Source organism: Ancalomicrobiaceae bacterium S20 (assembly GCA_040269895.1).
In the GTDB taxonomy this organism is placed as follows: Bacteria; Pseudomonadota; Alphaproteobacteria; order Rhizobiales; family Ancalomicrobiaceae; genus Methyloraptor; species Methyloraptor flagellatus.
Map to the genome: position 1 here is coordinate 1,798,433 of CP158568.1, position 11,932 is coordinate 1,810,364.

Here is an 11,932-nt window from a genome sequence, read left to right on the forward strand (position 1 = left end):
TCAGCGCCCTTTCCAGACCGGGTCGCGCTTCTCGGCGAAGGCGCGCGCGCCTTCGAGCTGGTCTTCGGACTCGTAGAGCCGCTTCACCGTCGGCAGGCTCTTCGATGTGACGAGGCCGAGCGCTTCGTTGAACGGCAGCGCCTCGGTCAGGCGCGCGGTCTCCTTGATCGCGGCGAAGACGAGCGGCGGGCCGCTCGCCAGCAGATCGGCGAGCGCGCGGGCGCGCGGCAGCAGGGAGTCCGGCGCGAGGATCTCGTTGACGAGCCCCCAGCGATGGGCCTCCTCGGCCTCCATCCAGCGGCCGGTATAGAGCAGGTCCATGGCGACATGGTACGGCATGCGGCGCGGCAGCTTGACGGTTGCGGCATCGGCCAGCGTGCCGGCGCGGATCTCGGGAAGCGCGAAGCGAGCCTCCGACGAGGCCAGGATCAGATCGCAGGCGAGCGCCCATTCAAAGCCGCCGCCGACGGCCAGGCCGTTCACGGCGGCGATCACCGGCTTGTTGAGATCGGGCAGCTCCTGCAGCCCGGCGAAGCCGCCGACGCCATAGTCGACATCCGGCCGTTCGCCCTCGGCCGCGGCCTTCAGATCCCAGCCGGCGGAGAAGAACCGGCCGGTGCCGGTGACGATCGCCACGCGCAGGTCCGGATCGTCACGAAAGCCGGCGAAGACCTCGCCCATCTGCCGGCTCGTCGCCGCGTCGATGGCGTTGGCCTTCGGGCGATCGAGCCGCACTTCGAGCACGGCACCGCGGCGCTCGACGATCAGCGGGTGGGCAGCCGGGTCGGCGGTCGTCATTCGGTATCCTCCACCAGCATCACCAGGGCGTCGGCCGCGACCGCGCCGAGACCGGCGGGCCTGACCATCAGCGGATTGACGTCGAGCCCGTCGAGCCGATCGGCGTTCGCTTGCGCGAAGCGGGCGATCGCGAGCACGGCATCGACGGCGGCGGCGCGGTCGCCGGCAGGCTTGCCGCGCCAGCCGTCGATGAGTTTAGACACCTTCAGCGCCCCGATCGCGGCTTCGACATCGGCGCGCTCGGCCGGCAACAGCACGATCGATGTATCGGCGACCAGCTCGGCGAGCACCCCGCCGGAGCCGACCACGAGATGCAGCCCGATGACCGGATCGCGCGCCACGCCGACGATGAGTTCGGCGACCGCGTCCGTCACCATCGCCTCGATGAGCACGGCCTCGCCGAGCGGCGCGAGCCGGTCATAGGCGGCCGCGAGAGCGCCGGGATCGCGCAGGTTCAAGATCACCGCGCCGCGCTCGGTCTTGTGGGTCAGATCGGCGCCGACCGCCTTGGCGACCAGCGGGAAACCGATCGCCTCTGCCGCGGCGAGCGCGGCTTCCCTTGTCGTGACCACCTGCGAGCGCGGCACGGCCACGCCGAAGCGGGCGAGTTCGGCCTTGGCCACCGGCTCGGTCAAGGCGACCACCCTGCCCGGCCGGCGCGCGATGGGTGCAGCGACGGTCCTGGGCTCGTTCGTGCCGAGCCGGGCGGCGGCCGCGATGGCTTCCAGGCCGTCGGCGATGCCGCAGAGCGGCGCCACGCCGCCGGCGACCAGCGCCGCGCCCCAGGTCTCGGGCAGGCATTCCGGCAGGGTCGCGATCAGCGCCGCGCGGCGGCCGGTCCGGGCATGGGCATCCATGATCGCGTAGGCGGAGGCATCCCAGGCCGGCGCCGGACCGAGCTCCGGTCGCGGCCAGTCGAGCACCAGCACGGTCAGATCCTGGCCTGCCTCCATCACGGCCGAGAACGTATCGGCGAGGCGGTCGCGGTTGCCCCAGTCGAAGGTGTGATAGTCGAACGGGTTAGACACGGTCACCAGCGGATTGCAGGTCGCGCGGATCTTCGCCTCGGCCTCGGGCGGATAGGCCGGCAGATCGAGCCCATGCGCTTCCGCCGCGTCCGACATCAGCGACGCCTCGCCGCCCGAGCAGGACAGGCTGACCAGCCGTCGCCCCGGCAGCGGTCCGCCGAGATGCAGGAGCTTCAGCGTCTCGATCAGCGCCGGGATCGAGCCGACCTCGGCGATGCCGATCCTCTCGAGAAACGCGCTCGTCACGCGGTGCGAGCCGGCGAGCGAGGCCGTATGGGTCATGGCGATGCGCGAGCCCATCTCGGAGCGGCCGGCCTTCAGCGCCACCACCGAGACGCCGCGCCGATGCGCGATCTCGACCGCGCTCGCGAGCGCGGCCGGATCCGAAATGCCTTCCACATGCAGCCCGATCGCGGTGACGCGATCGTCGGCGGCCAGCGCCTCGATCGCCTCCGCGAGGCCGACCATGGCCTGATTGCCGACCGCGACCATGAAGGCGATCGGCAGGCCGCGGCGGTTCATGGTCAGGTTGATGGCGATGTTCGACGACTGCGTCACGAAGGCGACGCCCCGCTCGACGCGGGCCGCGCCGTGGTGATCCGGCCAGAGCAGCGCGCCGTCGAGCGCATTGATGAAGCCGTAGCAGTTCGGACCGAGCACCGGCATGGCACCCGCCGCCGCGACCAGCGCCGTCTGCAACGCCTCGCCCTCGGCGCCCACCTCGCGAAACCCCGAGGCGTAGGAGACCGCCCCGCCCGCGCCCATCGCCGCGAGGGTGCGGACGACGTCGACAGTCGCATGCCGGTTGACGCCGACGAAGGCGGCGTCGGGCACGCCCGGCAGGGCGTCGAGACCGACATAGGCGCGGTGGCCGCCGATCTCGGCCTTGTTCGGATGCACGGGCCAGATCTCGCCCGCATAGCCCATGCGGTCGCATTGCCGGATCACCTCGGCCGCGCTCGCGCCGCCGATCACGGCGATGCGGCGCGGGTGCAGGAGCCGGTCGAGACCGGTCGTGAGCGCCGTCATGCGGGTCAGGCTCCGAGCGGGCGCAGCAGATCGCGCGCGATGATATGGCGCTGGATCTCGCTGGTGCCGTCCCAGATCCGCTCGACGCGGGCATCGCGCCAGAACCGTTCGAGCGGCAGGTCGTCCATCAGGCCCATGCCGCCATGAACCTGGATCGCCGCATCGGTGACGCGGCCGAGCATCTCGGAGGCGTAGAGCTTGGCCGAGGATACCTCTCGATTAGCCGGCAAACCCTGATCGATGCGCCAGGCGGCGGCGAGCGTCAGCCAGTCGGCGGCGTCGATCTCGGTGATCATGTCGGCGAGCTGGAAGCCGACGCCCTGGAACCGGCCGATCGGCTCGCCGAACTGCTTTCGCTTCGCGGCCCAATCGAGCGCCAGATCGAAGGCGCGGCGGGCGCGGCCGACGCAGGTCGCCGCGACGGTCAGGCGCGTCGCCGACAGCCACTCGTTCATGACGTCGAAGCCGCGATCCACCTCGCCGAGCACGTTCTCGGCCGGGATGCGGCAATCGTCGAAGCTCAGGATGCAATTGTGATAGCCGCGGTGCGAGACCGAGCGATAGCCAGGCTCGATCGCGAAACCCGGCGTGCCGCGATCGACCAGGAAGCCGGTGATGCGCTTCTTCTTGCCCTTCGGTCCGTCGTCCTCGCCGGTCGCGGCGAAGACGATGACGAAGTCGGCGACATCCGCGTGGCTGATAAAGTGCTTCGTGCCGTTCAGCACGAAGTCGGCGCCGTCCCGCCGCGCCGTCGTGCGCATGCCGCGCACGTCGGAGCCGGCGTCGGGCTCGGTGATCGCGAGCGCGTCGATCTTCTCACCGCGCACGGCCGGCAGCAGATACCGTTCACGCTGCTCGGGCGTGCAGGCGCACAGGATGTTCGAGGGTCGGCCCCAGAACACGGTCAGCGCCATCGAGGCGCGGCCGAGTTCGCGTTCGAGCAGCGTCATGGTGGTGACGTCGAGCCCGCCGCCGCCGTATTCGACCGGCACGTTCGGCGCGTAGAAGCCGAGATCGAGCACCTTGCGCCGGATCTCGGCCCCGACTTCAGGGCGGACTTGGCCGGTCCGCTCGACCTCGGCTTCGAGCGGGTAGAGTTCGTTCTCGACGAAGGACCGGACCGTCGAGACGACCATGTCCTGTTCGGGGCTCAGCGCGAAGTCCATGGTCGTCCCTCCCCGGTCAGGATGCCTTGATCGCCCGGCCCGCCTTGTCGGGCGGCGGCAGATGGGCTTGCGCGGCCGCGATCGTCTTGCAGCGCTCGGCGATCGCTGCCGGCGGCTCCGCGGCCTTTGACGCCTTGGTATCGACGTGGAGCAGCAGGTGCTCGGCCGTCGCCAGCCGGGTGCCGTCCCGATCGCGGAAAAGCTCGTGATAGAGCTGCAGCTTCTTGCCCTCGGCCGCGAGCACGCGGGTCGCGACCGTCATCGGCTCGCCCGCCCGGACCTCGGCGATATGGCAGATGTGGGTCTCGACCGTGTAGCAGGACCGCCCGGTCGCCAGATAATCCGCATCGATGCCGACCAGGCGCAGGAGCGCGTCGGTGGCATCGCCGAAGACCTGGAGATAGCGGTACTCGGTCATGTGGCCGTTGTAGTCGGTCCACTCGGGCAGCACGCTCGGCCGATGCAGCTTCAAGGGCTGCGACAGGTCGGGCTCGGCCGCGACCGCCCCGGCATGGGCGCGATCGTAGAGCGTCTTCTCGAACGCCGCGAGATCGGCGCCATAGGCGAAGTCGCGCGCCTTGAGGCCCTGGAACACATTGACGAGGCAATCGTCGCGCAGACGCTCCAGATCGCGCAGATCCGTGCCGACGGCTTGCGCAGCCGCCTGCGCGTCGGACTGGTCGGCGAGCTTGTCGATCAGCGCGTCGGTCAGGTCCGGCACGTCCATCAGCTTGGTCCAGGGCCATTTCAGCGCCGGGCCGAACTGGGCCATGAAGTGGCGCATGCCGGCCTCGCCGCCGGCGATGCGGTAGATCAGGAACGTGCCCATGAAGGCCCAGCGCAGGCCGGGGCCGAAGCGGACCGCGTCGTCGATCTCGTCGACGGTCGCGACATCGTCATTGACCAGCCACAGCGCCTCGCGCCACAGCGCCTCCATGAGCCGGTCGGCGATGAAGCCGTCGATCTCCTTGCGCACGTGCAGCGGATGCATGCCGAGCGTGCGATAGAAGGCCATCGCGCGCTCCTTGGTCTCCAGGGTCGTCTGCGCACCGCCGCAGACTTCCACCAGAGGCATCAGGTAGACCGGGTTGAACGGATGACCGACCGTGAAACGCTCGGGCGCGATCATCTCGGACTGAAGTTTGGTCGGCAGCAGGCCGGAGGTCGAGGAGCCGAACACGACGTCCTTGCGCGCCGCGCGGCTCGCCTCGGCGAGCAGGCGGATCTTCAGGTCCTCGCGCTCCGGGGCCGATTCCTGGATGAAGTCGGCGCCTTCGGCCGCTTCCGCCGGCGTCCGGACCAGCGTCAGCCGGCCTTCCTTCGGCAGCGGCGCCTGGGTCATGCGGCCCCAGGCGCGGCGGGCGTTGGCGAGCATCTCGCCGACCTTGCGGTCCGCCTCCGGGTCCGGGTCGTAGAGTACGACATCGTAGCCGTTGACGAGGCAACGCGCCGCCCAGCCGCCGCCGATGACGCCCGCGCCGAGCAGGCCGACCGTCTTCACATCCGCCATGGGATCAGCCCCGCTTCTTCAGGTTGAGCTTGGCGCGCACATCTTCGGGACCGAGCACGCGGGCATTCATCGCCGTCAGGATGGTCGCGGCGCGCTCGACCAGATCGGCGTTCGATGCGAGCTTGCCGCGCGACAGATAGATGTTGTCCTCGAGGCCGACGCGGACATTGCCGCCGGCGAGCGCGGCCATCGCCACGTAAGGCAGTTGCATCCGGCCGATCGAGAAGGCCGAGAACACCGCGCCGGGAGGCACCTGCAAAGCCATCGCCATCAGCGTCAGCGGATCGTCCGGCGCGCCGTAGGGGATGCCCATGCAGAGCTGGATCATCAGCGGATCGTCGAGTAGCCCCTCCTTGACCAGATCCTTGACCATGACGAGGTGGCCGGTGTCGAACACCTCGAGCTCCGGCTTAACCCCGAGCGCCTGGATGCGCTTCGCCATGGCGCGTAGCGTGTCCGGCGTGTTGGTCATCACGTAGTCGCCGCCGGCGGCGAAGTTCATCGAGCCGCAGTCGAGCGTGCAGATCTCCGGGAGCAGCTGCTCGACATGGACCAAACGCTCGGTCGCGCCGACGACGTCGGTCCAGGTCGGATCGAGCGGCAGCGGCGTCTCTGCGCCGCCGAGCACGAGATCGCCTCCCATGCCGGCCGTCAGGTTGATCACCACGTCGGTGCCCGAAGAGCGGATCCGGTCGACGACCTCGGCGTAGAGCTTCGGATCGCGCGAGCCGCGCCCCGTGGCCGGATCGCGGACGTGGATGTGGACGACCGCCGCGCCCGCCTTGGCCGCATCGATCGCGGAGGTGGCGATCTGCTCGGGGGTTACCGGCACCTTGTCGGACTTGCCCGTCGTGTCGCCGGCACCGGTCACCGCGCAGGTGATGAAGACGTCCCAGTTCATGGGGTTGCTCCCTTCCTCGTTGCGACGAGCCTAGCGCAGCCTCGGACTGTACGTTCGTGCAAGGAACGGCACGCAGGAAGCAAAATCCGACAAGCATGCCGAAACCGACATGAAGCGCGCCTCAGGTGGCGGATCGAAGGGTTCGATCGGGCGTTTGCATACAATGGTGCAGTGCGAGATTCTCGCTTCTGGGCAATCCCTTACGACATTTGCCCAATGCGATGTCGGATCTTGCGCTCTCATGTCGCTCCTTGCACCATCCTGCCCGACAAGCGGGCGCATCATCCTGTCACAGGGGGCGGTATCGACCGCCTGCCGGTGGTTCGATCGCGGCTTCCATCCGGAGGCGGCTTGTCGGACGGCCAGTTCAGGGACCCTGGTCCAGCAGTCCGTGCCGGCGGGAGGCCGCCATCGGATCTGGATCCGAAACGATGCAGGGGGAAGGCGACAATGACCGAGATCGGAAACGGCCGCCGCAGCGGCTTGGTGGTGGATCGGCGCGAACTCCTGGCCGGCGCGGCGGCGCTCGGCCTCTCCACCGCCTTCGGCGCGCGACCGGCGGCCGCGCAGGCCGCGCCCAAGAAGGGCGGCACCTTGAAGCTCGGCATGTCGGGCGGCTCGACCAGCGACACGCTCGATCCGCGCACCTTCACCGACTGGGTGCCGACCAACATCGCCTACACGATGATGAACGGCCTCGTCGAAATCGACGAGAAGAACCAGGCGACGCCGGAACTGTTCGAGAGCTGGGAAGCGAAGCCCGGTGCGGCGACCTGGGTGTTCGCCGTGCGCAAGGGCGTCACCTTCCACAACGGGAAGACGCTCGACGCCGACGATGTCATCTATTCGCTGAACCTGCATCGCGGCGACACCAAGTCGGCCGCCAAGGCGGTGCTCGCCGACATCACCGAGATCAAGAAGCTCGACACCCACCAGGTCGAGATCACGCTGAAGTCGGGCAATGCCGACCTGCCCTATATCCTGTCGGACTACCACATCATCGTGGTGCCGAACGGCTTCACCGATTTCTCGAAGCCGATCGGCACCGGCGGCTACATGTTCGAGATGATGGAGCCGGGCGTCCGCGCCGTCGTGAAGAAGCACGGCAGCTACTGGAAGCCGAACCGCGCCTGGGTCGACTCGGTCGAATTCCGCGTCATCAATGACGCGACCGCGCGCGTGAATGCGCTGATCTCCGGCCAGGTCGACGTGATCAACCGTCTCGACGGCCGCACGGTCGACCTCCTCGGCAAGAACCCGAACCTGCAGATCATCCGCTCGCAGGCCGGCCAGCACGCCGTGTTCGTCATGAACACAACGAGCGGCCCCTTCGCCAATGCCGACGCGCGGCTGGCGCTCAAGTACGGCATCGACCGCCAGAAGGTCGTCGACACGATTCTCAAGGGCTACGGCACGATCGGCAACGACCATCCGATCCCGAAGACCAACCCCTATCATGCGAGCGAGCTCGCCCAGCACACCTACGATCCGGACAAGGCCAAGTTCCATCTGAACAAGGCCGGCATGACCGGCGAGAAGTTCGTGCTGCAGGTGTCGGACGCCGCCTTCACCGGCGCGACCGATGCGGCCGTGCTCTACCAGCAGGCCGCCTCCAAGGCCGGCATCAATCTCGAGGTCAAGCGCGAGCCGTCCGACGGCTACTGGGACAATGTCTGGATGAAGGCGCCGTTCTGCGCCTCCTACTGGGGCGGCCGGCCGACGGCCGACCAGATGCTGTCGATCGCCTATCTCTCCGACGCCAAGTGGAACGACACCGCCTGGAAGCGGCCGGAGTTCGACAAGATCGTCGTGGCGGCGCGCGCCGAACTCGATCAGGCCAAGCGCAAGGCGCTCTACGTCGAGGCGCAGACGATGATCAACCAGGACGGCGGCGCGCTGATCCCGATGTTCATCGACTATCTCGAGGCCGGCTCGAAGAAGGTCGGCGGCATGGGTCCGCATCCGATGTTCGACTTCCTCGGCCTGCGCCTGGCCGAGAAGGTCTGGCTGAACGCCTGATCGGATAGGCAAGTGCTTCGTCTCATCGCCATCCGGCTCGGGCTCGGGCTTCTCACGCTTCTGGCGGTCTCGGTGCTGGTGTTCGCCGGCACCGAGATCCTGCCGGGCGACGTGGCATCCGCCATTCTGGGCCAGCAGGCGACGCCCGAGGCGCTCGCCAACATCCGCCTGTCGCTCGGCCTCGACCGGCCGGCGACGGTACGCTACCTCGCGTGGCTCACCGGCGTCGTCCATGGCGACTTCGGCACCTCGCTCGCCAACGGCCGACCGGTGATCCAGGATCTCGCCGGCCGGTTCGGCAACACGATCTTCCTCGCGGCCTACGCGGCCGTGGTCGCCGTGCCGCTGTCGGTCGGCCTCGGCATCGTCGCGGCGGTCAACGAGGGCAAGTTCGTCGACCGGGCGATCAACATCCTGACCCTGACCACGATCTCGGTGCCGGAGTTCTTCGTCGGCTATCTGCTGATCATCGTGCTCGCGGTCAATCTCGGTTGGTTCCCGAGCCTCGCCATGGTCGATCCGAGCATGGGCTTCTGGGAGCGGGTCAGCACCACGACGCTGCCGGCGCTCGCGCTGGTGCTGGTGGTGATGGCCCACATCATCCGCATGACGCGCAGCTCGGTGCTGGCGATCATGTCGCTGCCGCACATCGAGATGGCGTTCCTCAAAGGCCTGTCGCGGACGCGCGTCGTGGTGCGGCACGCGCTGCCGGGCGCGGCGGCGCCGATCATATCGGTGATCGCGCTGAACCTCGCCTATCTGATCGTCGGCGTGATCCTGGTCGAGGTCGTGTTCGTCTATCCCGGCGTCGGGCAGATGATGGTCGATGCGGTCTCCAAGCGCGACGTGCCGGTCGTGCAGGCCTGCGCGATCGTGTTCGCGACCGCCTTCGTCGGCCTCAACACGATCGCCGACGTGCTGTCGATCCTGGTCAACCCGCGCCTGAGGCATCCGAGGTGAGCATGAAGCACCGCCCGCCGCTCATCGCGTGGATCGGCATCGCGATCATCGCCGTGAACCTGATCATGTGCCTGATCGGCCCGTGGCTGACGCCCTATGGCGAGGCCGACCTCGTCGGCGGCGTCTGGGAGGGACCGAGCGCGCAGTTCTGGTTCGGCACCGACAATCTCGGCCGGGACATGCTGACGCGCATCATCTACGGCTCGCGCAACACCATCCTGATGGCGCTGCTGATCACCTGTCTCTGCTTCCTGATCGGCGTGACGCTCGGCTTCATCGCGGCGGTCGCCGGCGGCATCGTCGACATGGTGCTGGCGCGCCTCGTCGACGTCATGCAGGCGCTGCCGGTGCTGATCTTCGCGCTGGTGGTGCTGAGCGTGCTCGGCACCTCGATCCCGGTGCTGATCGGCACGATCGCGATCCTGGAGTCGACCCGCGTGTTCCGGGTCGCGCGCGCGGTCGGCATGAACATCGCCGTGATGGAATATGTCGAGGTGGCCAAGCTGCGCGGCGAGGGGCTCGGCTGGATCATCCGCCGGGAGATCCTGCCCAATGCGCTCGCCCCGCTCGCGGCCGATTTCGGGCTGCGGTTCTGCTTCGTGTTCCTGTTCATCGCGGCCTTGAGCTTCCTCGGGCTCGGCATCCAGCCGCCGCATGCGGACTGGGGCGGCATGGTTCGCGACAACGCGCCGTCGATCAACTTCGGCCTGACCGCGCCGCTGTTCCCCGCAGCCGCGATCGCGCTCCTGTCGATCGGCGTCAATCTGGTGGTCGACTGGCTGCTTTCCATCGAGGCGCGACCGTCGGGCGCGCAGGCGGAGCTCTAATCCATGACCGGCACGGCGCCCTCCTCCACCTCCACCGACATCCTGCGCATCGAGGATCTGCGCGTCGAGAGCGTCTCCGGGCAGGTGCTGGTCGACGGCGTGTCGCTCGATCTGAAGCGCGGCGAAGTGCTCGGGCTGATCGGCGAGTCCGGCGCCGGCAAGTCGACGATCGGTCTCTCGGCGCTGTGTTTCGCGCGCGCCGGCTGCCGGATCACCGGCGGGCGCATCGCACTCGACGGCATCGAGCTGCGCGGCCTGTCGGTCGACGACCGCCGCAGCCTGCGCGGCCGGCGCGTCGCCTATATCGCCCAGAGTGCGGCGGCGGCCTTCGATCCGAACATGACGATCATGGATCAGGTCTGCGAGGGGCCGCTCGTCCATGGCCTCATGACCCGGGTCGAGGCCGAGAAACAGGCGGTCGAGCTGTTCCGCGCGCTCGATCTGCCCGCGCCCGAGAGCTTCGGCGCGCGCTATCCGCATCAGGTCTCCGGGGGCCAGTTGCAGCGCGCCATGGCGGCCATGGCGATGGCGTGCCGGCCCGACGTGCTGGTGCTCGACGAGCCGACCACCGCGCTCGACGTCACGACCCAGATCGAGGTGCTGGCGGAGCTGAAGAAGCTGATCCGCGAGCACCACACCGCCGCGCTCTACATCACGCACGACCTCGCCGTGGTCGCGCAGGTCGCCGACCGGATCATGGTGCTGCGGCACGGCAAGACCGTCGAGGTCGGTCCGACCGAAAAGATCCTCGGCACGCCCGACACGGCCTATGCCAAGGCGCTGGTCGCCGAGCGGCGCGCGCACGATCATGTCGAGGTCGCGCCGAAGGCGTTCTTCGGCGAACCGATCCTGGCGCTCGATGCGGTGCGCTCGTCCTATGGGCCGCTGACCGTGGTCAAGGACATCACGCTCGCGGTCCATCGCGGCGAGACGGTCGCGATCGTCGGCGAGTCCGGATCCGGCAAATCCTCGCTGGCGCGGACGGTCGTCGGGCTCCTGCCCCGACAGGCCGGCGCGATCCGCTTCGACGGCGAGGCGCTGTCGCCTGCGCTCGCGGGCCGGACGCGCGAGCAGATGCGGCGGATCCAGTTCGTCTATCAGCTGCCCGACGTGGCGCTGAACCCGCGTCAGACCATCGGCGAGATCCTGGGCCGGCCGGTCGCGCTCTATTTCGGCCGCAAGCGCGACGTGAAGGCGCGCGTCGCCGAGCTGTTGACGCTGGTCGGCCTGCCGGCCGACTTCGCCAAGCGTCGGCCGGGACAGCTCTCGGGCGGCCAGAAGCAGCGCGTCTGCATCGCCCGCGCGCTCGCCGCCGAGCCGGACGTGATCATCTGCGACGAGCCGACCTCGGCACTCGATCCGCTGGTCGCCGAGGAGATCCTGAAGCTGCTCGGCCGGCTCCAGAGCGAGCTCGACCTCGCCTATCTGTTCATCACCCACGATCTCGGCATCGTCCGGCGCATCGCGCATCGCACGCTGGTCATGCTCAAGGGCGAGGCGGTGGCGTCCGGGCCGACGGCCGAGATCTTCCGGCCGCCGTGGCATCCCTACACCGAGCGGCTGATCGCGAGCGTGCCCGAGATGCGCACCGACTGGCTCGACGAGCGGCTGGCGGCACGCGGGGACGGCCTCGCCTTGGCGGCTCCATGATTGGGGGATGAACTGCCCGGTCTGGAATCGTGTCGCGCGGCGCC

Annotated in this window: 9 protein-coding genes; 4 read left to right on the plus strand and 5 right to left on the minus strand. The window is 68.8% G+C overall.

What is annotated here, in order from left to right:
- From ABS361_08300 to ABS361_08320, 5 genes are read right to left on the minus strand one after another with little or no spacing between them, the layout of a single operon-like run.
- Positions 1 to 798 carry a carnitinyl-CoA dehydratase gene (locus ABS361_08300; GenBank protein XBY46209.1) on the minus strand — a complete coding sequence of 266 codons (798 nt, stop codon included), beginning with the start codon at positions 796 to 798 and terminating at the stop codon, positions 1 to 3.
- Positions 795 to 2,855 (minus strand): acetate--CoA ligase family protein, encoded by a 2,061-nt coding sequence (locus ABS361_08305; GenBank protein XBY46210.1) that lies wholly within the window; start codon positions 2,853 to 2,855, stop codon positions 795 to 797. The genes ABS361_08300 and ABS361_08305 overlap by 4 nt, the downstream gene beginning before the upstream one ends.
- 5 nt (positions 2,856 to 2,860) lie before the next feature.
- Positions 2,861 to 4,021 (minus strand): acyl-CoA dehydrogenase family protein, encoded by a 1,161-nt coding sequence (locus ABS361_08310; protein XBY46211.1) that lies wholly within the window; start codon positions 4,019 to 4,021, stop codon positions 2,861 to 2,863.
- A 16-nt stretch (positions 4,022 to 4,037) separates the two neighbouring features.
- Positions 4,038 to 5,531 carry a carnitine 3-dehydrogenase gene (locus tag ABS361_08315; protein XBY46212.1) on the minus strand — a complete coding sequence of 498 codons (1,494 nt, stop codon included), beginning with the start codon at positions 5,529 to 5,531 and terminating at the stop codon, positions 4,038 to 4,040.
- Between the two features lie 4 nt (positions 5,532 to 5,535).
- Positions 5,536 to 6,432, minus strand: coding sequence for a 3-keto-5-aminohexanoate cleavage protein (locus tag ABS361_08320; protein XBY46213.1), 897 nt, complete (start codon positions 6,430 to 6,432; stop codon positions 5,536 to 5,538).
- Positions 6,433 to 6,882: 450 nt separating this feature from the next.
- Between ABS361_08320 and ABS361_08325 the strand changes: the two genes are divergently transcribed.
- From ABS361_08325 to ABS361_08340, 4 genes are read left to right on the plus strand one after another with little or no spacing between them, the layout of a single operon-like run.
- A complete protein-coding gene (locus ABS361_08325) occupies positions 6,883 to 8,451 on the plus strand; it encodes an ABC transporter substrate-binding protein (protein ID XBY46214.1) in 1,569 nt (522 codons plus the stop codon).
- 12 nt (positions 8,452 to 8,463) lie between these two features.
- On the plus strand, positions 8,464 to 9,411 hold the full coding sequence (locus ABS361_08330; GenBank protein XBY46215.1) for an ABC transporter permease: 948 nt from the start codon (positions 8,464 to 8,466) through the stop codon (positions 9,409 to 9,411).
- A gap of 2 nt (positions 9,412 to 9,413) precedes the next feature.
- Complete coding sequence (locus ABS361_08335) at positions 9,414 to 10,238, plus strand: ABC transporter permease (GenBank protein ID XBY46216.1); 825 nt, start codon at positions 9,414 to 9,416, stop codon at positions 10,236 to 10,238.
- A gap of 3 nt (positions 10,239 to 10,241) precedes the next feature.
- The gene (locus ABS361_08340; GenBank protein XBY46217.1) at positions 10,242 to 11,888 is read left to right on the plus strand and encodes an ABC transporter ATP-binding protein; all 1,647 of its coding nucleotides are present in this window, start codon (positions 10,242 to 10,244) and stop codon (positions 11,886 to 11,888) included.
- Positions 11,889 to 11,932 lie beyond the last annotated feature (44 nt).

What these genes read in the sequence shown, in the direction of transcription:
- ABS361_08325 (XBY46214.1), top strand. Translation starts at nt 6,883, where the DNA reads ATGACCGAGATCGGAAACGGCCGCCGCAGCGGCTTGGTGGTGGATCGG.
- ABS361_08310 (XBY46211.1), bottom strand. Translation starts at nt 4,021, where the DNA reads ATGGACTTCGCGCTGAGCCCCGAACAGGACATGGTCGTCTCGACGGTC.
- ABS361_08305 (XBY46210.1), bottom strand. Translation starts at nt 2,855, where the DNA reads ATGACGGCGCTCACGACCGGTCTCGACCGGCTCCTGCACCCGCGCCGC.
- ABS361_08300 (XBY46209.1), bottom strand. Translation starts at nt 798, where the DNA reads ATGACGACCGCCGACCCGGCTGCCCACCCGCTGATCGTCGAGCGCCGC.
- ABS361_08335 (XBY46216.1), top strand. Translation starts at nt 9,414, where the DNA reads ATGAAGCACCGCCCGCCGCTCATCGCGTGGATCGGCATCGCGATCATC.
- ABS361_08320 (XBY46213.1), bottom strand. Translation starts at nt 6,432, where the DNA reads ATGAACTGGGACGTCTTCATCACCTGCGCGGTGACCGGTGCCGGCGAC.
- ABS361_08315 (XBY46212.1), bottom strand. Translation starts at nt 5,531, where the DNA reads ATGGCGGATGTGAAGACGGTCGGCCTGCTCGGCGCGGGCGTCATCGGC.
- ABS361_08340 (XBY46217.1), top strand. Translation starts at nt 10,242, where the DNA reads ATGACCGGCACGGCGCCCTCCTCCACCTCCACCGACATCCTGCGCATC.